This is a genomic window from Streptomyces rishiriensis, from assembly GCF_003112535.1.
GTDB classification, from domain to species: domain Bacteria; phylum Actinomycetota; class Actinomycetes; order Streptomycetales; family Streptomycetaceae; genus Streptomyces; species Streptomyces rishiriensis.
In genome coordinates this window covers 1-18845 of the sequence record NZ_BEWA01000038.1, presented here as the reverse complement: position 1 = coordinate 18845, position 18845 = coordinate 1, and the positions used below count along the sequence as shown (strand labels likewise).

The window sequence follows — 18845 nt, the reverse complement described above, 5'->3', positions numbered from 1 at the left end:
GCGGGCCCCGTCACGGGGCCGCCGGCTCAGTCGCGGGAGCCGCCGCCGAGGTGGTGGACGCGGAGCATGTTGGTGGTGCCGGGGACGCCGGGGGGCGAACCCGCGGTGATGATGACGATCTCGCCGGGGCTGAACCGGTTGATCTTGGCGATCTCCTGGTCCACCATGTCGACCATCTCGTCCGTGGTGTTCACGAACGGCACGATGTGCGACTCGACGCCCCAGCTGAGCGTCAGCTGGTTGCGGGTGCCCTCGTCGGTGGTGAAGGCGATGATCGGCTGGGAGGCGCGGTAGCGCGAGAGCCGGCGGGCGGTGTCGCCGGACTGGGTGAACGCCACCAGGCCCCGGCCGCCGAGGAAGTCGGAGATCTCGCACGCGGCGCGGGCGATCGAACCGCCCTGCGTGCGCGGCTTCTTGCCCGGCACCAGCGGCTGCAGGCCCTTGCTGAGCAGCTCCTGCTCGGCCGCGGTGACGATCTTCGACATCGTCTTCACGGTCTCGATCGGGTACGCGCCCACGCTCGACTCGGCGGACAGCATGACCGCGTCCGCGCCGTCCAGGATCGCGTTGGCCACGTCGGAGGCCTCGGCGCGGGTCGGACGGGAGTTGGTGATCATCGACTCCATCATCTGGGTCGCCACGATCACCGGCTTGGCGTTGCGCCGGCACAGCTCGATGAGGCGCTTCTGCACCATGGGGACCCGCTCCAGCGGGTACTCGACGGCCAGGTCGCCGCGCGCGACCATCACACCGTCGAACGCCATCACGACGTCCTCCATGTTCTCCACCGCCTGCGGCTTCTCCACCTTGGCGATGACGGGGACCCGGCGGCCCTCCTCGTCCATGACCCGGTGGACGTCGGAGACGTCCTTGGCGTCCCGGACGAAGGACAGTGCGACCAGGTCGGCGCCCATACGCAGCGCGAACCGCAGGTCCTCGATGTCCTTCTCGCTGAGCGCGGGCACGTTGACGGCCGTGCCGGGCAGGTTGATGCCCTTGTGGTCGGAGATGACACCGCCCTCGATGACGATCGTCCGCACCCGCGGGCCCTCGACGTCCAGGACCTTCAGCTCGACGTTGCCGTCGTTGATGAGGACCTGGTCGCCGCGCGAGACGTCGCCCGGCAGGCCCTTGTACGTCGTGCCGCAGATCGTCTTGTCGCCGGGGACGTCGTCGGTGGTGATGGTGAACTCGTCACCGCGGACCAGCTCGACGGGGCCCTCGGCGAAGGTTTCGAGGCGGATCTTCGGGCCCTGGAGGTCGGCGAGGACGCCGATGGCCCGGCCGGTCTCCTTGGCGGCGGCCCGGACCCGGTCGTAGCGACCCTGGTGTTCGGCGTGCGAGCCGTGGCTGAAGTTGAAGCGGGCCACGTTCATGCCGGCCTCGATCAGCGACACGAGCATTTCGTGGGAGTCGACCGCGGGGCCGAGAGTACAGACGATTTTCGAACGGCGCATGGGGCGATCCTATCGGTTTGTTTCGCTACGGAATATTCCGTCTGGTGGAAGATGCAAATGGGCGGGAGCGTGCTCAGTTGCTTTCCTCGTCGGTTACTTCGGTCGCCGGGCCGCCGAGCCGCAATCATTACCGCTTCACCAGAGCGTAGGTCTGTGTGGCGATCTCCAGTTCCTCGTCCGTCGGCACCACGGCGACCGCGACCCGGGCGTCCGCCGGGGAGATCAGCCGGGCCTCGTCGCCGCGTACGGCGTTCAGCTCGTCGTCCACCGCCAGACCCAGGGAGTCCAGCCCCGCGACCGCCGCCGCCCGCACCGGCGCCGCGTTCTCCCCGACCCCGGCGGTGAACGCGACCGCGTCCACCCTCCCGAGTACGGCGTAATAGGCGCCGATGTACTTCTTCAGCCGGTGAATGTAGATGTCGAACGCGAGCTTCGCCTGATCGTCGCCCTCGTCGATCCGGCGTTGGATCTCGCGCATGTCGTTGTCGCCGCACAGCCCGACGAGACCGCTCTTCTTGTTGAGAAGAGCATCGATTTCGTCGATGGACATTCCACCAACGCGCGCCAAATGGAAGATGACGGCCGGGTCGGCGTCCCCGGAACGCGTACCCATCACCAGCCCCTCCAGAGGCGTCAGACCCATTGAGGTGTCCACGCACCGGCCCTTCTCCACGGCCGACGCCGACGCGCCGTTGCCGAGATGCAGCACGATGACGTTCACCTCTTCGGGGGCCTTGCCCAGCAGCTTCGCCGTCGCCCGGGAGACGTACGCGTGCGAGGTCCCGTGGAAGCCGTAGCGGCGCACCCGGTGCGCGTCGGCGGTCTCGACGTCGATCGCGTAGCGCGCGGCCGCCTCCGGCATCGTCGTGTGGAAGGCGGTGTCGAAGACGGCGACCTGGGGCAGGTCGGGGCGCAGGGCCGTCGCCGTGCGGATGCCGGTGAGGTTGGCCGGGTTGTGCAGCGGGGCGACCGGGATCAGCCGCTCGATCTCGGCGAGGACGGCGTCGTCGATCACGGTCGGCCGGGTGAAGTGCTTGCCGCCGTGCACGACGCGGTGCCCGACGGCGGCCAGTCCGGGGGAGTCCAGGCCGAGACCGTCCTTCGCCAGCTCCTCGGCCACGGCCTTCAGTGCGGCGTCGTGGTCGGCGATCGGCACGCTCTGCTCGCGGGTCCCGCCGCCCGTGGCGAGCGGCGTGTGCCTCAGCCGGGAGGACCGCTCGCCGATGCGCTCGACGAGCCCGCTCGCCAGCCGGCTGCTGTCCCGCATGTCGAGCAGCTGGTACTTCAGCGACGAGGAGCCGGAGTTGAGGACGAGGACGCGGGTCGCGCTCACAGTTCGGTCGCCTTCTCGCTGGAGGTCGGGATCTGGGTCGGGATCTGGCTCTGGGCCTGATTCTGGGCCTGGCTCTGGGTCTCGCTCTGGGCCTGGATCGCCGTGATGGCGACGGTGTTCACGATGTCCTGGACGAGAGCGCCCCGGGACAGGTCGTTCACCGGCTTGCGCAGCCCCTGCAGCACCGGCCCGACCGCGATGGCGCCGGCCGACCGCTGCACGGCCTTGTAGGTGTTGTTGCCCGTGTTGAGGTCCGGGAAGATCAACACGCTGGCCTGACCGGCGACTTCGGACCCCGGCAGCTTCGTCGCGGCGACGGTCGGCTCGACGGCGGCGTCGTACTGGATGGGCCCCTCGATCCTCAGATCGGGCCGCCGTCCGCGCACCAGCTCCGTCGCCTCGCGCACCTTGTCCACGTCCGCTCCCGAGCCGGACGTGCCGGTGGAGTACGACAGCATCGCGATCCGCGGCTCCACGCCGAACCGGGCCGCGGTCGTGGCCGACTGGACGGCGATGTCGGCGAGCTGCCCGGCGTCCGGGTCGGGGTTGACCGCGCAGTCGCCGTAGACGAGGACCTTGTCGGCCAGGCACATGAAGAACACCGAGGAGACGATGTCGGCGTCCGGCTTGGTCTTGATGATCTCGAAGGCGGGCCGGATGGTGGCGGCCGTGGAGTGCACGGACCCGGAGACCATGCCGTCGGCCAGCCCCTCCTGGACCATGAGCGTGCCGAAGTAGTTCACGTCCGACACGACGTCGTAGGCCAGCTCGACGCTGACGCCCTTGTGGGCGCGCAGCGCGGCGTACTTCTGCGCGAAGCCGTCGCGCAGTTCGCTGGTCGCCGGGTCGATCAGCGCGCAGTCGCCGAGGTCTATGCCCAGGTCGGCGGCCTTCTTGCGGATCTGGTCGACGGGCCCGAGCAGCGTGAGGTCGCACACGCCCCGGCGCAGCAGCACCTCGGCCGCGTGCAGGACGCGCTCCTCGGTCCCCTCGGGGAGGACCACGCGGCGCTTGTCGGAGCGCGCCTGTTCGAGGAGCTTGTGCTCGAACATCATCGGCGTGACGCGGTCGGTGCTGGGCGCGGAGACCCGCTTGAGCAGTTCGCTCGTGTCGACGTACCGCTCGAACAGGCCCAGCGCGGTCTCGGCCTTGCGCGGGGTGGCCGCGTTCAGCTTGCCCTCCAGGGAGAACAACTGCTCCGCGGTGGGGAAGCTGTTGCCGGGCACCGACACGACCGGCGTGCCGGGGGCCAGGCGGGCGGCCAGCGTGAGGATCTCGTCGGGCGGGATCTCGCCCAGCGTCAGCAGCACACCGGCGATCGGCGGGGTGCCGGCGCTGTGCGCGGCCAGCGTGCCGATGACCAGGTCGGCCCGGTCCCCGGGCGTGACCACCAGGCAGCCCGGCGTCAGGGCGTTGAGGAAGTTCGGCAGCATCGCCCCGCCGAAGACGAAGTCGAGGGCGTCGCGGGCCAGCCCGGAGTCGTCGCCCAGGAGCACCCGTGCGCCCAGGGCGTGGCTGATCTGCGCGACGGTCGGCGCGGAGAGCGCGGGCTCGTCGGGCACGACGTAGCAGGGCACGGGCAGCCGGGTGGCGAGACCGGCGGCGATCTCCTCCCGGTCCTCGGGGGCGACCCGGTTGGTCACCATGGCCAGCACGTCGCACCCGAGGCCCTCGTACGCCCGGTAGGCGTTGCGGGTCTCGGCGAGCACCGACTCCGCGGTCTGCCTGCGGCCGCCGACGACCGGGATCACGGACGCGCCGAACTCGTTGGCGAGGCGGGCGTTGAGCGCGAGTTCGTCCGGGAACTGCGTGTCGGCGTAGTCCGTGCCGAGGACGAGGACGACGTCGTAGGCGCGGGCGACCCGGTGGAAGCGCTCGACCAGGGTGGAGACCAGCTCGTCCGCCCCCTGTTCGGCCTGGAGGGCGGACGCCTCGTGGTAGTCCATGCCGTAGACGGTGGCCGGATCCTGCGCCAGCCGGTAGCGGGCGCGCAGCAGCTCGAAGAGCCGGTCGGGCCCGTCGTGGACGAGAGGACGGAAGACGCCCACCCGGTCGACCTGCCGGGTCAGGAGCTCCATGACTCCCAGCTCGACGACCTGGCGGCCGTCGCCGCGGTCGATACCGGTCACGTACACGCTGCGGGTCACGCGAGCTCTCCGTTTCGTTCCGGGGCAGTTCGTCGGCGCTCGGCCCGGGCAGCTCGGCCCGGCCTCTCTCCGGCGCACAAAAATCGCCCACCTAGGTGAGCAGATCCCTCTTGACAATACCCCCGGCCGTGATTAAGGCGCCCGTCAAGAGACAGCCCGCTCGGCGGCGTGAAACAATCGGATCCGGCTCACCGGCAACGACAGCGAGCAGGAGACACAGCACGATGCGCATCGGAGTTCTCACCGCAGGCGGCGACTGCCCCGGCCTGAACGCAGTGATCCGCTCGGTCGTGCACCGCGCCGTGGACCACTACCGTGACGAGGTCATCGGCTTCGAGGACGGTTACGCGGGGCTGCTGGACGGTCGTTACCGCGGGCTCGACCTCAACGCGGTGAGCGGCATCCTGGCCCGCGGCGGCACCATCCTCGGCTCGTCGCGGCTGGAGCGCGACCGGCTGCGCGAGGCCTGCGAGAGCGCCTCCGACATGATCCACGACTTCGGCATCGACGCGCTCATCCCGATCGGCGGCGAGGGCACGCTGACGGCGGCGCGCATGCTGTCCGACGCCGGACTGCCGGTGGTCGGCGTCCCGAAGACGATCGACAACGACATCTCCTCCACCGACCGCACGTTCGGATTCGACACGGCGGTCGGCGTCGCGACGGAGGCGATGGACCGCCTGAAGACGACCGCGGAGTCCCACCAGCGGGTGATGGTCGTCGAGGTCATGGGCCGCCACGCGGGCTGGATCGCGCTGGAGAGCGGAATGGCGGCGGGCGCGCACGGCATCTGTCTGCCCGAGCGCCCCTTCGACCCCGCCGACCTGGTGAAGATGGTCGAGGAGCGGTTCGCGCGCGGCAAGAAGTTCGCGGTGATCTGCGTCGCCGAGGGCGCGCACCCGGCGGACGGCACGATGGACTACAGCAAGGGTGCGATCGACCAGTTCGGCCACGAGCGCTTCCAGGGCATCGGCACGGCGCTGGCCTACGAGCTGGAGAGGCGGCTCGGCAAGGAGGCCCGCCCGGTCATCCTCGGCCACGTCCAGCGCGGCGGCGTCCCGACGGCGTACGACCGCGTCCTCGCCACCCGCTTCGGCTGGCACGCCGTGGAGGCGGCGCACCGCGGCCAGTTCGGGCGGATGACGGCGCTGCGCGGCACGGACGTCGTGATGGTGCCGCTGGCGGAAGCGGTGACCGAGCTCAAGACGGTGCCCAAGGACCGGATCGTGGAAGCGGAGTCGGTCTTCTAGACCCCTGGACCCCGGGCCTCGTCGCCGACCTGCCGGACGGCACACCGGGTGCGCTGTCCGACGGCACGTCTAGGCCGTCCCCTTACCCAGCCTCGTCCAGAAGGTGTCGACGATCCGGTCGAGGAAGTCCTCGCCGGCGTCGCTCGCGTCCCCGGCCGCGCTGCCGCCGCCCCAGCCGAGCGTGGCGACCATCTGCCGCTGGTAGTCCCGGTGCAGCTCCTGGAGAGCGTTCTCCAGGAGCCGCCGGTCCAGCGGCACGATCCTGCCCACCGGCTTGACGTACGCCTGCCACCGCGTGCGGGCCGCGCCGCGCAGCAGGTCGGCGAGCTCGGCCTCCCGGCCGGTGACCGTGACCAGGTCCGGCAGCGCGAGGCCGAGCAGCTCGGCGAGGGCGGCCGACTGCCGGTCCGTGCCCCGCCACTGCCCGCTCTCCTCCATGCGCGTGTACGCCGGGAACTCGTGGCCCACGGCCCGCGCGACGTCCTCGGGCGCCAGGCCCCGGGCGACGCGGTGTTCGCGCAGAGTCCGGGGACGTCCGATGAGTTCGGCCGGGGAACACCACAACACGCCCGCGAGGGCGGCGAGTTCGGCGTGGGCCGGGGTGAGTGCCCCGCGTTCCCAGGCGTTCACGAGGTCGGGGGTGGCGTGCGCGAGGGCGTAGGAGGCGCGCAAGCTCTGGGCGACGTGAGCCGGGGTCATGCCGAGGGCGACACGGAGCCTGCGGGCGGCGGGAGCGTCGAAGGGAGGGCCGGGCTGACGGGCGTGCGCTGCGGGTCTGGACACGGGTGACAAGGTAGAGGGGCCCGGGATGCGGTGACTACGGGTTGTCCGGACACAGTCACCGGCCGTAGAAAGCTACGGGGGTGACGGAGGCGGCGAACGGGACGGTCACCCGAGTGCCCCGGGCGCGGGGAAGCGGGACGGACGGGGACGGCCTCACCGGGTCCCGTCTTCCGCGCCCCCTTAAGGTGCTGCCGGTGAGCCGGAAGGCCCGAGCCGCCGCCCGCGCCGGCGTCGCCGCTGGTGCGGTCGGGGCCCGCGCCGGAGCCGACCGGCTCACCGGCCCTTGACGGGCCCCGGCACCCACCGGTAGACCAGCTCCGGCCTTCCCACCTGCCCGTACAGCGGCTTGCGCTCGGCCCGCCCGGCCTCGACCAGATGCTCCAGATACCGTCGGGCGGTGATCCGGGAGATGCCCACGGCCTCGGCCACCCCGGCCGCCGTCAGCCCCTCCGCGGCCTGCCGGACGGTCTCCGTCACCCGTTCCAGGGTCGGTGCGCTCAAGCCCTTGGGGAGCGCGGCGGGGCCCGGCGCGCGCAGCGTCGCGAGCGCCCGGTCGACCTCGTCCTGGCCGCTCGCCTCGCCCGCCGCCCCCCGGAACTCGGCGTACCGCACCAGCCGGTCGCGCAGGGTCGCGAACGTGAAGGGCTTCAGCACGTACTGCACGACCCCCAGCGAGACGCCCTCGCGGACCACCGTCAGGTCGCGCGCCGAGGTCACCGCTATGACGTCCGCGTGATAGCCGGCCGCCCGCAGCGAACGGGCCAGTTGCAGCCCGTGTCCGTCCGGCAGGTGCAGGTCCAGCAGAAGGAGGTCGACCGGCGTGCGGTCCAGCAGCCGCCGGGCCTCCGCGCCGGTGTGCGCCTTGCCCACGGCCACGAACCCCGGGACCCGTCCGACGTACATGACATGGGCGTCCGCGGCGACCGGATCGTCCTCCACGACCAGCACTCTTATCGGCTCTGCGCTCGTCATCCTCTGCCTCCCGGAGCCGACGCGGCAGTCGTCCGCAACGGCAGGCGCACCACGAACTCGGCTCCGCCGCCCTCGGCCCCGGCCACCGACAAGGTCCCCTCGTGCCGCTGCACGGCCTGCCGGACCAGGGCCAGTCCGAGGCCCCGGCCGCCCGGCCCGGACGGCTTCGTCGAGAAGCCGAGCTCGAAGACCTGGGAGGCGTGCGCGGGGTCCACTCCCGCTCCCGTGTCGGCCACCCGCAGCAGCAGTTCGGGGCCCTGCGTGGACGCCGTCACCGTCACCCGGGCCCGCATGCTGCCCTGGGCCGCGTCCACCGCGTTGTCGATGAGGTTGCCCAGGATCGTCACCAGGTCGCGGGCGGGCAGGGACTCCGGCAGCACCCCGTCGTCCAGGGTGCTCTGCGCGGAGACCACCAGCTCCACGCCCCGCTCGTTGGCCTGTGCCGTCTTGCCCAGCAGCAGCGCCGCCAGGACCGGCTCGCCCACCGCCGCGACCACCTGGTCCGTCAGCGCCTGGGCCAGCTCCAGTTCCGCCGTCGCGAAGTCGACCGCCTCCTGCGCCCGCCCCAGCTCGATCAGCGAGACGACCGTGTGCAGCCGGTTCGCCGCTTCGTGGGCCTGTGAGCGCAGCGCCTGGGTGAAACCGCGTTCGGAGTCCAACTCGCCCATCAGCGACTGCAGTTCGGTCACATCGCGCAGGGTGACGACCGTGCCGCGGCGTTCGCCGCCCGACACGGGGGACGTGTTCACGACGAGCACCCGGTCCGCCGCCAGGTGCACCTCGTCCACCCGCGGCTCCGAGGCCAGCAGCGCACCCGTCAGGGGAGCCGGCAGGCCGAGGTCCGCGACGGACTGCCCCACCACCTCCCCGGAGACTCCCAGCAGCTCGCGGCCTCCGTCGTTGATCAGCGCCACCTTGTACTGTCCGTCCAGCATCAGCAGCCCCTCGCGCACCGCGTGCAACGCGGCCTGGTGATAGTCGTGCATCCGGCTCAGCTCCGTCGCGTTCATGCCGTGGGTGTGCCGGCGCAGGGACGCGTTGACGACGTACGTGCCGATCGCGCCGAGGGCCAGCGCCCCGCCGGCCACCGCGAACAGCGCCGTCACCTGGTCCTGCACCCGCTTGCTGATCGACTCGACCTTGATGCCCGCGCTGACCAGGCCGACGACGCTCCCGTCGCCGTCCTCTATGGGGGTGACCGCGCGGACGGACGCGCCGAGGGTGCCGGTGTAGGTCTCGGTGAAGGTGTCGCCCCGCAGCGCCTTCGCGGTGTTCCCCCGGAAGCGCTGGCCGATCTGGGTCACGTCCGGGTGGGTCCAGCGGATGCCCTGCGGATTCATGATCGTGACGAAGTCGACGTCCGTGTCCCGCATGATCCGCAGCGCGTACGGCTGGAGCTCGGCGGTGGGGCGGGCCGTGCGGATCGCCGCCTGCACGGAGGGGGAGTCGGCGACGGAGCGGGCCACCGCGGTGGCCTGGCTGCGCGCGGCCTGCTCCGCCTGGTCGCGGTCGCTGACGTACGTGAACAGCGCGTATCCCGCCACGAGCACCGCGATCAGCACGGCCTGCATGGCGAACAGCTGGCCGGCGAGGCTGCGGGGCCGGGGCAGGTCGGGGAGGCGCATGCCGTCAGTGTGCCCCCGCGGTCGTGCGTGAACTAAATGAACGGAAGGGTGACCGCCCTCACAGGGCGCGAGAGAGTCACGGCATCCCCCACAACTTCCCGGACGTGAGCCGCACGCCGGTGAATGCCGACGAAGACGTCAAGGAGGGCAGCCGTGGCCGCCAGCAGCACCCCCGATACGGCACCTGCCGCACCCGTGGTCAAGCGGGACCGCACCCACTACCTGTACATCGCGGTGATCATCGCGGTGGCGCTCGGCATCACGGTGGGTCTTGCCGCCCCCGATTTCGCCGTCGAGCTGAAGCCCATCGGGACCGGCTTCGTCAACCTGATCAAGATGATGATCTCGCCGATCATCTTCTGCACGATCGTGCTGGGCATCGGGTCGGTCCGCAAGGCCGCCAAGGTCGGCAAGGTCGGCGGCATCGCGCTCGGCTACTTCGTGGTCATGTCGCTCGTGGCCCTCACCATCGGCCTGGTCGTCGGCAACATCCTGGAGCCGGGCAGCGGCCTCCACATCACCAACGCCGTGAAGGAGACCGGCCAGGCGCAGGTCTCGGCGGAGGCCAAGGACACCACCGAGTTCCTGCTCGGCATCATCCCCACCACGATCGTCTCCGCCTTCACCCAGCCGGACGTGCTGCAGACCCTGCTCATCGCGCTGCTGTGCGGTTTCGCCCTGCAGGGCATGGGCAAGTCCGGCCGGCCCATCCTGCGCGGCGTCGAGCACATCCAGCGGCTCGTCTTCCGCATCCTCGCGATGGTCATGTGGGCCGCTCCGGTCGGCGCGTTCGGCGCGATGGCCGCGGTCGTCGGCTCGGCGGGCGTGGACGCGCTCAAGAGCCTCGCCGTCCTGATGCTCGGCTTCTACACCACATGTTTCCTGTTCGTCTTCATCGTGCTCGGCGCGATGCTGAAGATCTTCACGGGTCTGAACATCCTGACGTTCTTCAAGTACCTCGCCCGTGAGTTCCTGCTGATCCTGTCCACCTCCTCCTCGGAGTCCGCACTGCCGCGGCTCATCGCGAAGATGGAGCACCTGGGCGTCAGCAAGCCCGTCGTCGGCATCACCGTCCCGACCGGCTACTCCTTCAACCTCGACGGCACCATGATCTACATGACCATGGCGTCCCTGTTCATCGCCGACGCCATGGGCACCCCGATGTCGATCGGCGAGCAGATCCCGCTGCTGCTCTTCCTGTTCGTCGCCTCCAAGGGCGCGGCCGGCGTCACCGGCGCGGGCATGGCGACCCTGGCCGGCGGTCTGCAGTCGCACAAGCCCGCCCTGGTGGACGGCATGGGCCTCATCGTGGGCATCGACCGCTTCATGAGCGAGGCCCGCGCCCTGACCAACTTCGCGGGCAACGCCGTCGCCACCGTCCTGGTCGGCACCTGGACCAAGGAGATCGACAAGGAGCGCGTCCAGCTGGTGCTGGCCGGCGGCCTGCCGTTCGACGAGACGACCCTGCTCGACCACGATGACGCCGAGGCCGGCGCCGACGACGACGCCGAGACCGTCGCGGCGGACCTGCCCGAGCAGCGCGAAGAGGGCGAGAAGGAACTCGCCAAGGCCTGAGGCCACCGTTTCGGGCCCCCGACTCCGGGTGTCCGGCCCCGCCTGAACCGGGGCCGGACACCCGGCCACCGCCCCCCCGGCTCCGGGCGGCCGAGCACTCCCCCGTGGCTCGGCCGCCCGGTCTTTCCATTTCCCCGCCCGGCCCTGTGCCGGGCGTTTCGCCGTTTTCCCGGGAACGCCCGGCCTGGGGCAGGGGGCAGGGGGCAGGGGGCAGCGGCAGGGCCGGAGGCAGGGGGCACCGGGCGCGGGGCGGGGCTCCGGGGACTGTTGCCTTGACGTCGGCGTCAAGCCGTACCTTCGAAGGCATGCGCATCGGAGAGCTGGCGGCGCGGGCCGGGACCACGACCCGGACGCTGCGGTACTACGAGTCCCGGGGGCTGCTGGCCGCCCGGCGGAACCACAACGGCTACCGGACCTACGACGAGGACGACCTGAAACTGCTGCGGCAGATCAGGACGCTCCAGGACTTCGGGTTCGATCTGGAGGAGACCCGGCCCTTCGTGGAGTGTCTGCGGGCCGGGCACCCCGAGGGCGACTCCTGCCCGGCGTCGCTGGCGGTCTACCGGCGCAAGCTGTCGGAGCTCGACGAGCTGATCGGCGAGCTGCAGGCGGTGCGCGCCCAGGTCGGCGAGCAACTCGTCAGGGCCGAGCGGGCGCGGGACGAGCTGGCGGCCGATGCGACGGTTCCGGGTGGTCCGGATCCGGTGTGCGAACTGGGAGGGCGGACGCGATGACCAAGGCCGACGGTGTGGCGGAAGTGACGGACGCGGATTTCGGGACGGAGGTGCTCGGGGCGGAACTGCCGGTGCTGGTGGAGTTCACCGCCGACTGGTGCCCGCCGTGCCGGCAGATGGCGCCGGTGCTGACCGCGCTCGCCGCCGAGGAGGGCGAGCGGCTGAAGGTGGTGCAGCTGAACGTGGACATGAATCCGGAGACGACCAACGCCTACAAGGTGCTGTCGATGCCGACGTTCATGGTGTTCCGGTCCGGGGAGCCCGTGAAGGCGATGGTGGGGGCCCGGCCCAAGCGGCGGCTGCTGGAGGAACTGTCCGACGTGCTGTAGCCCCGGGCAGAACACAAGAAATCCCCCGAGCAATTGCGCTCGGGGGATTTCTCTGCGTATATTCGATGATTCACGACTTCATGGGAAACAAGTCGCGGAGAAGTTCAGTGAGCACAGTATATGCGGGCGGGAGTGGAATTGTCAAACACCGACTTTCCTGACAGTGAATTGCTGCACGAACAGGAATTCATCGACGGGCTGTACGCACGCGTGGACGCCCTGCGCGGGGACACCGAGGCCGGCGTCACGGACGCCCTCGCCCAGGGGGACAAGCCCATGCAGGCGCGGCTGGAAAGGGACATCCTCGTCGCCGAACGCTCGGGGCTCCTGGCCGCGCTGAACGCCGTGGACGGTTCCCTGTGCTTCGGCCGCATCGACCTCGCCTCGGGCACGAACCACCACATCGGCCGCATCGGCCTGCGCACCGACGACGCCGAGCGCACCCCCCTCCTCATCGACTGGCGGGCCGACGTCGCCCGGCCCTTCTACCTGGCCACCGGCCACACCACGATGGGGCTGCGCCGACGCCGGCACCTCACCACCGAAGGCCGCCGGGTCACCGCCCTGCACGACGAGATCCTCGACCTCGGCGACGCCACCCGCACCGGCCACGAGGACCCCACCGGCGACGCCGTGCTGCTCGCCGCCCTCGGCTCCGCGCGCACCGGCCGGATGAGCGACATCGTGCAGACCATCCAGGCCGAGCAGGACGAGATCATCCGGGCCCCGCACCGCGGGGTGCTGGTGGTGGAGGGCGGCCCGGGCACCGGCAAGACGGCCGTCGCCCTGCACCGGGCCGCCTACCTCCTCTACGAGCACCGGGAACTGCTCGCCAAGCGAGCGGTCCTCATCGTCGGCCCCAACCCCGCCTTCCTCGGTTACATCGGCGAGGTGCTGCCCTCGCTCGGCGAGACCGGCGTGCTGCTCGCGACGGTCGGCGAGCTGTTCCCCGGCGTCAAAGCCACGGCGACCGACACCCGTGAGGCGGCCGCCGTCAAGGGCCGCGCCGACATGGCGGACGTGCTCGCCGACGTCGTCCGCGACTGGCAGGCGCTGCCCGACCCGGTGATCGCCATCGAGCACGACCGCGAGATCCTGATGCTCGACGACGGACTGGTGAAGATGGCCCGCGAGCGCACCCGCGCCGCGAACCTCCCGCACAACGTGGCGCGCGAACACTTCGAGGGCCACATCCTCAACACGCTCACCGACATGGTCGCCGAACGCATCGGCACCGACCCGTTCGACGGCACGAACCTGCTGGACCCGAGCGACATCACCCAGATCCGCGACGGACTCGCCGAGAACCCCGAGGTCTGGGCCGCCGTCGACCAGCTGTGGCCGCGCCTGACCCCGCAGCGTCTGGTCGCGGACTTCCTCGCCGACCCGGTGGGCTACGTCTCCGACGACGACGCGGCCGTCATCCGCCGCCCGGTGACACGGGCGTGGACGGTGGCGGACGTGCCGCTCCTGGACGAGGCCGCCGAACTGCTCGGCGTGGACGAACGGGTGGCGCGGGCGCTGGCCGAGCGGGAACGCGAGACGCAGGTCGCCTACGCCCAGGGCGTCCTGGACGTCTCCTACGCCTCGCGCACCTACGAGTTCGAGGACAAGGACGAAGAGGACTCCGAGATCCTGTCCGCGCACGACATCATCGACGCCGAACGGTTCGCCGAGCGGCACGAGGAGGACGACCACCGCAGCGCCGCCGAGCGCGCGGCGGCCGACCGGACCTGGGCGTTCGGGCACATCATCGTCGACGAGGCGCAGGAGCTGTCGCCGATGGCCTGGCGGCTGCTCATGCGGCGCAGCCCGACCCGCTCGATGACGCTGGTCGGCGACCCGGCGCAGACCGCCGAGGCGGCCGGCGTCGGATCCTGGGACCGCATCCTCCAGCCGTACGTCCAGGACCGCTGGGAGCACACCCGCCTCGGCGTGAACTACCGCACCCCGGCGGAGATCATGGAAGTGGCGGCCGCGGTGGTGCGGGCCGAGCGCCCGGACTTCACCCCGCCGAGCTCCGTGCGCTCGACGGGAGCGCGGCCGTGGGCGCGCGCGACCGACGACCTGGCGGAGGCGGTGGCCGAGGCGGTCGGCGAGCTGACGCCCGCGGAGGGCCGGCTCGCGGTCATCGCCCCGCGCGACCTGCACCGGAAGCTGGCGGCGCGACTGGACGGGATCACCGCGGGCGCGGAACCGGACCTGACGCAGCCGGTCGTCCTGCTGGACCCCCGCCAGTCGAAGGGCCTGGAGTTCGACTCCGTTCTGGTGGTGGAGCCGGCACGCTACGGGACGAGCGACCTGTACGTGGCGCTGACCCGCGCCACCCAGCGGCTCGGGGTGCTGCACAGCCGCCCCCTGCCCAGGCCCCTGGCCGAGACCCTCGTGCCCCCGCCGGCCACCGAGGCCTGACGCTGGCGCGCCGCCGCCCTCGCGCCGACAGGCCTCGATGGCCGGCGTCAGGCGTCAGGCAGCCGGCCCGCCCGCGTCACCGGCGACCATCCGGGCCCGGCGGGGTGGGCGGGCCGGGCGGCTTCCGCCGCTGCCCGGGTTGCCGGCTGCTCCCGGCGTCGGCTGCTTCCGTTCCCGGCTGCTCCCGTTTCCTGCGACCGGCTCGCCGGCGCCGCGTCCGGCGGCCGGTCGGGTGCGGCTCAGGCCGGGCGCAGCCAGATCGTCGCCAGCGGAGGCAGGGTGAGGCGGACGGTCGCCGGGTGGCCGTGGCGGCCCTGGGGCTCCGGCTTGACGGGCTCGGGACCGGTGACGCCGCTGCCTCCGTACGGGGACGCGTCGGTGTTGAGCGCCTCGTGCCAGGCCGGCACGTCGTCGGGGACTCCCAGGAGGTAGTCGTGGCGCACGACGGGCGAGAAGTTGCTGACGCAGAGCAGCGGGGAGCCCTCGGCGTCGTGGCGCAGGAACGCGAAGACGTTGTCCTCGGCCGCGTCGCCGACCACCCACCGGAAACCGGCGGGGTCGGTGTCCAGCTGCCAGAGCGCGGGCGTCGCCCGGTAGACGGCGTTGAGGTCGCGCACCAGGTCCCGGACGCCCCGGTGGTCCGCCTCGGCCCCGTACGCCGGATCCAGCAGCCACCAGTCCGGTCCGTGCGTCTCCGACCACTCCGCGCCCTGGGCGAACTCCTGCCCCATGAAGAGGAGTTGCTTGCCGGGGTGGGCCCACATGAACGCCAGATAGGCCCGTAGGCCGGCGCGCTGCTGCCACCAGTCGCCGGGCATCTTCGACACCAGCGAGCGCTTCCCGTGCACCACCTCGTCGTGCGAGATGGGCAGCACGTAGTTCTCGCTGTACGCGTACACCATCGAGAACGTCATCTCGTGGTGGTGGTACCTGCGGTGCACCGGCTCGTGGCTCATGTAGTCCAGCGAGTCGTGCATCCAGCCCATGTTCCACTTCAGCCCGAAGCCGAGCCCGCCGAAGCCGCTCGGACCCGGCTGGTCGGTGGCCCGCGTGACCCCGTCCCAGGCCGTGGACTCCTCCGCGACGGTGACGACGCCGGGACTGCGGCGGTACACCGTCGCGTTCATCTCCTGAAGGAAGGCGACCGCGTCCAGGTTCTCCCGGCCGCCGTGCTCGTTCGGGGTCCACTGGCCGGGCTCGCGCGAGTAGTCGAGGTAGAGCATCGAGGCGACGGCGTCCACCCGCAGCCCGTCGATGTGGAACTCCTCGCACCAGTAAGTGGCGTTCGCCACCAGGAAGTTGCGCACCTCGCGCCGGCCGAAGTCGAACTCCAGCGTCCCCCAGTCCGGGTGCGCGGCCCGCAACGGGTCCTCGTGCTCGTACAGCGGGCGTCCGTCGAACTCGGCGAGGGCCCAGTCGTCGCGCGGGAAATGCGCCGGCACCCAGTCCATCAGGACGCCGATGTCGGCCCGGTGCAGGGCGTCCACCAGGTACTTGAAGTCGTCCGGAGTGCCCAGCCGGGCCGTGGGCGCGTAGAAACCGGTGACCTGGTAGCCCCAGGAGCCGCCGAAGGGATGCTCGGCGACCGGCATCAACTCGACGTGCGTGAAGCCCAGATCCTTGACGTAGGCCGGCAGCTGGTCGGCGAGCTGGCGGTAGGTGAGGCCGGGCCGCCAGGACGGCAGATGGACCTCGTACACGGAGAACGGCGCCTGGTGCACGGGTATCTCGGCCCGCCGGGCCAGCCACTCCTCGTCGCCCCACTCATAGTGCGAGGCGGCCACGATCGACGAGGTCGCGGGCGGGACCTCGGTGCGCCGGGCCATCGGGTCGGCGCGCACGGTGTGCGAGCCGTCGGGCCGGGTGATGTCGAACTTGTACAGTTCGCCCTCGCCGACCCCGGGCACGAACAGTTCCCAGACGCCCGTGGAGCCGAGCGAGCGCATCGGGAACCCCGTGCCGTCCCAGAAGTTGAAGGAGCCGGTCACCCGCACGCCGCGCGCGTTGGGAGCCCACACGGAGAAGCTGGTGCCGCTCACCCCCTGGTGGACCCGGGGATGCGCGCCGAGCACCGTCCACAGCTGTTCGTGCCGTCCCTCGCCGATGAGGTGCAGGTCCAGCTCGCCCAGCGTGGGCAGGAAGCGGTAGGCGTCCTCGGTCTCCAGGGTCGTGTCGTCGTAGGCCACGAGCAGCCGGTGGACCGGGACCTCCGTCAGGGGCAGCAGGCCGGAGAAGAAGCCGTCGCCGTCGTCCTGGAGCTCGGCGCGCAGCTCGCCCGCGAGCACCGTGACGGACCGGGCGTACGGGCGCAGTGCCCGGAAGACGACCCCGCCGGGCACCGGATGCGCGCCGAGCACCGAGTGCGGGGCGTGATGGGAGCCGTGCAGCAGACGCTCGCGGTCGTCGGCGTCCAGCACGGGTGACACCGCCGGCGCGGGCGGGGTCACGGACGCGGGAGGCGCGGTCGCAGGGGATGCCGTGGGCGCGGGGGATGCCTCCGGCGCGGGTGCGGCGGCGGCGCTCTCGTTCTTCCCGTCGGCCTTCTTGACCTTCTTCGGGGGAGTCACGTACGGAGCCTCCTCAAGGCAGGTCGGGTGCGGCGAGGCGGTGTATCGCGGACAGGGGGACGGGAAGCCAGTCGGGGCGGTGCCGGGCCTCGTAGACCACCTCGTAGACCGCCTTGTCCGTCTCGTAGGCCCGCAGCAGCACGGGGTCGGTGCGCGGGTCGACGCCCGCCGCCTCGGCGTATCCGGAACAGTAGGCGGCCCGGCAGGCGTGCGCCCAGCCGGGGTCCGGCGGGTCCGCCGAGTGGGCCGCGTAGTCGAAGGAACGCAGCATGCCCGCCACGTCCCGCACGGTCGGCTGCGGCATCCGCCGCTCGGCCAGCGGCCTGGCCGGCTCTCCCTCGAAGTCGATCAGCGTCCACTCGCCGGCGGACGTGCGCAGGCACTGCCCGAGGTGCAGGTCGCCGTGGACGCGCTGGGCGGTCCAGGTGCGGCCCTCGGCCGCGAGGTCGGCCAGAGCCGTGAAGGCGGTGCGCAGCGCCGGCGCGTAGGAGCGCAGCGCCGGCACCGCCTGTGCGGCCGCGTCGAGCCGCTCGGTCATGCCGTCCACCATCGGTCCTATCTGGGACGGTCCCAGCGTCGCCGTGGGCAGCGCCTTGGCCAGCGCCCCGTGCACCTCGGCCGTGGCCCGCCCCAGCGCCCGGGCCTCGGCGGCGAAGTCCTCGCCCTTGGCCAGTTCCCGCAGCGCCAGCTCCCAGCCGTCCGCCGCGCCCTGCAGATACGGCTGGAGCACGCCCAGGACGTAGGACTCGTCCTCGCCCTGGCCGTCGCCGCCGCGGCCGTCGCCGCCCTGGCTCTCGCCGAGGTCGGCCTGTAGCCACGCCGCCGGCGCGGGCACCCGGGGGCAGCCTTCGCGGGCCAGCGCCAGCGGCAGCTCCAGGTCGGGGTTGACGCCCGGCACGACCCGGCGCAGGAGCTTGAGAATGAACGTATCTCCAAAGACGACGGACGAATTCGACTGCTCGCCCGTCAGCCGGCGCGGGACCAGTCCCGACGGGATCTCCTGCCCCGGATCGCGCTCGCAGCGCAGCGCGCCGATCCGCGCCCGGGTGCGCAGCGCCTCCAGCAGCACCTCGGCGGGCCGGGCGTCGTACAGGGCGTCGAAGACGGTCCGCCCGGCCAGCGGCCCCTGGGCCACGTGCCCGATCAGCGCGGGGGCCAGCCGGGGCGGCAGCGCCTCGCGGACGCCGATCAGCAGCTGGTAGCAGTCACCGGGCCCCGGGCCCTGACGGGCGCGCACCAGCAGGTGGTACAGCCCCAGCCTGGAGTCGGCCGGCAGCAGCTCGGTGGCCGCCACCAGCGAGAATCCGGTGATCGGACGCCCCTTGCCGGCGAACCAGCGCTGCCGTGGCAGCCACTCGCGCAGCAACGGATCCAGCGACCCCAGGAGGCCGGGGACTGTCTTGCCGGAGAGAGTGACCGTTTCCGCCATGGCGTCGCATTCCTTTCCCCGCGGGGGTCGGGGTGTTACTCATGCGTGCCCCGGGCGGGACAGGGGAAACCGCCCCGCCTCGGGGTTCTAGGCCGCGTCCTTGCGCAGCCTGAACCAGTAGAAGCCGTGCCCGGCCAGCGTCAGCAGGTAGGGCAGTTCGCCGACCGCCGGGAAGCGCACCCCGCCGAACAGCTCCACCGGGTAGCGCCCGTTGAATCGGCTGAGGTCGAGC

At 71.8% G+C, this 18845-nt stretch carries 14 protein-coding genes; 5 read left to right on the top strand and 9 right to left on the bottom strand.

All coding sequences use genetic code 11. The annotated features are described in order from the left end of the window. Positions 1-26: 26 nt before the first annotated feature. The 3 genes from pyk to pta all read right to left on the bottom strand — a co-directional run bounded on the left by pyk (position 27) and on the right by pta (position 4937). Positions 27-1457, bottom strand: coding sequence for a pyruvate kinase (gene pyk / locus Sri02f_RS39795; protein ID WP_109006173.1), 1431 nt, complete (start codon positions 1455-1457; stop codon positions 27-29). Positions 1458-1584: 127 nt separating this feature from the next. After that, positions 1585-2790, bottom strand: coding sequence for an acetate kinase (locus tag Sri02f_RS39790; RefSeq protein ID WP_109006172.1), 1206 nt, complete (start codon positions 2788-2790; stop codon positions 1585-1587). Continuing rightward, positions 2787-4937: a phosphate acetyltransferase gene (gene pta / locus Sri02f_RS39785; RefSeq protein ID WP_109006171.1), complete on the bottom strand. Its 2151-nt coding sequence runs from the start codon at positions 4935-4937 to the stop codon at positions 2787-2789. Before pta ends, Sri02f_RS39790 begins: the two co-directional genes overlap by 4 nt. Before the next feature lie 224 nt (positions 4938-5161). Between pta and Sri02f_RS39780 the strand changes: the two genes are divergently transcribed. Beyond that, on the top strand, positions 5162-6187 hold the full coding sequence (locus Sri02f_RS39780; RefSeq protein ID WP_109006170.1) for an ATP-dependent 6-phosphofructokinase: 1026 nt from the start codon (positions 5162-5164) through the stop codon (positions 6185-6187). A 69-nt stretch (positions 6188-6256) separates the two neighbouring features. Here the strand turns inward: Sri02f_RS39780 and Sri02f_RS39775 are convergent, their stop codons facing one another. The 3 genes from Sri02f_RS39775 to Sri02f_RS39765 form a co-directional block, all read right to left on the bottom strand. Further along, positions 6257-6970: a helix-turn-helix domain-containing protein gene (locus Sri02f_RS39775; protein WP_167467708.1), complete on the bottom strand. Its 714-nt coding sequence runs from the start codon at positions 6968-6970 to the stop codon at positions 6257-6259. Positions 6971-7243: 273 nt separating this feature from the next. Further along, on the bottom strand, positions 7244-7942 hold the full coding sequence (locus Sri02f_RS39770) for a response regulator (protein WP_109006168.1): 699 nt from the start codon (positions 7940-7942) through the stop codon (positions 7244-7246). Continuing rightward, a complete protein-coding gene (locus Sri02f_RS39765) occupies positions 7939-9567 on the bottom strand; it encodes a sensor histidine kinase (protein ID WP_109006167.1) in 1629 nt (542 codons plus the stop codon). Before Sri02f_RS39765 ends, Sri02f_RS39770 begins: the two co-directional genes overlap by 4 nt. A 123-nt stretch (positions 9568-9690) precedes the next feature. Here Sri02f_RS39765 and Sri02f_RS39760 point away from each other — a divergent pair, with 123 nt between their 5' ends. The 4 genes from Sri02f_RS39760 to Sri02f_RS39745 all read left to right on the top strand — a co-directional run bounded on the left by Sri02f_RS39760 (position 9691) and on the right by Sri02f_RS39745 (position 14617). Next, on the top strand, positions 9691-11142 hold the full coding sequence (locus tag Sri02f_RS39760; RefSeq protein ID WP_109006166.1) for a cation:dicarboxylate symporter family transporter: 1452 nt from the start codon (positions 9691-9693) through the stop codon (positions 11140-11142). A 305-nt stretch (positions 11143-11447) separates the two neighbouring features. Further along, positions 11448-11876, top strand: a complete 429-nt coding sequence (locus tag Sri02f_RS39755) for a MerR family transcriptional regulator (protein ID WP_109006165.1) — start codon at positions 11448-11450, stop codon at positions 11874-11876. Then, positions 11873-12205 (top strand): thioredoxin family protein, encoded by a 333-nt coding sequence (locus Sri02f_RS39750; RefSeq protein WP_109006164.1) that lies wholly within the window; start codon positions 11873-11875, stop codon positions 12203-12205. Before Sri02f_RS39755 ends, Sri02f_RS39750 begins: the two co-directional genes overlap by 4 nt. A gap of 120 nt (positions 12206-12325) precedes the next feature. Continuing rightward, positions 12326-14617 carry a HelD family protein gene (locus Sri02f_RS39745; protein WP_109006163.1) on the top strand — a complete coding sequence of 764 codons (2292 nt, stop codon included), beginning with the start codon at positions 12326-12328 and terminating at the stop codon, positions 14615-14617. Positions 14618-14856: 239 nt separating this feature from the next. Here the strand turns inward: Sri02f_RS39745 and glgB are convergent, their stop codons facing one another. The 3 genes from glgB to Sri02f_RS39730 form a co-directional block, all read right to left on the bottom strand. After that, complete coding sequence (gene glgB, locus Sri02f_RS39740; protein WP_373865173.1) at positions 14857-17184, bottom strand: 1,4-alpha-glucan branching enzyme; 2328 nt, start codon at positions 17182-17184, stop codon at positions 14857-14859. Between the two features lie 13 nt (positions 17185-17197). Continuing rightward, complete coding sequence (locus tag Sri02f_RS39735) at positions 17198-18613, bottom strand: maltokinase N-terminal cap-like domain-containing protein (RefSeq protein WP_109006162.1); 1416 nt, start codon at positions 18611-18613, stop codon at positions 17198-17200. 87 nt (positions 18614-18700) lie between these two features. After that, positions 18701-18845: alpha-glucosidase C-terminal domain-containing protein (locus Sri02f_RS39730; protein WP_174855804.1), on the bottom strand; the 145-nt coding region annotated here is incomplete at its 5' end.

Coding starts and splice junctions, on each gene's coding strand:
- pyk (WP_109006173.1), bottom strand. CDS start 1,457: ATGCGCCGTTCGAAAATCGTCTGTACTCTCGGCCCCGCGGTCGACTCC.
- Sri02f_RS39780 (WP_109006170.1), top strand. CDS start 5,162: ATGCGCATCGGAGTTCTCACCGCAGGCGGCGACTGCCCCGGCCTGAAC.
- Sri02f_RS39770 (WP_109006168.1), bottom strand. CDS start 7,942: ATGACGAGCGCAGAGCCGATAAGAGTGCTGGTCGTGGAGGACGATCCG.
- Sri02f_RS39765 (WP_109006167.1), bottom strand. CDS start 9,567: ATGCGCCTCCCCGACCTGCCCCGGCCCCGCAGCCTCGCCGGCCAGCTG.
- Sri02f_RS39760 (WP_109006166.1), top strand. CDS start 9,691: ATGCCGACGAAGACGTCAAGGAGGGCAGCCGTGGCCGCCAGCAGCACC.
- Sri02f_RS39755 (WP_109006165.1), top strand. CDS start 11,448: ATGCGCATCGGAGAGCTGGCGGCGCGGGCCGGGACCACGACCCGGACG.
- Sri02f_RS39750 (WP_109006164.1), top strand. CDS start 11,873: ATGACCAAGGCCGACGGTGTGGCGGAAGTGACGGACGCGGATTTCGGG.
- Sri02f_RS39745 (WP_109006163.1), top strand. CDS start 12,326: ATGCGGGCGGGAGTGGAATTGTCAAACACCGACTTTCCTGACAGTGAA.
- Sri02f_RS39735 (WP_109006162.1), bottom strand. CDS start 18,613: ATGGCGGAAACGGTCACTCTCTCCGGCAAGACAGTCCCCGGCCTCCTG.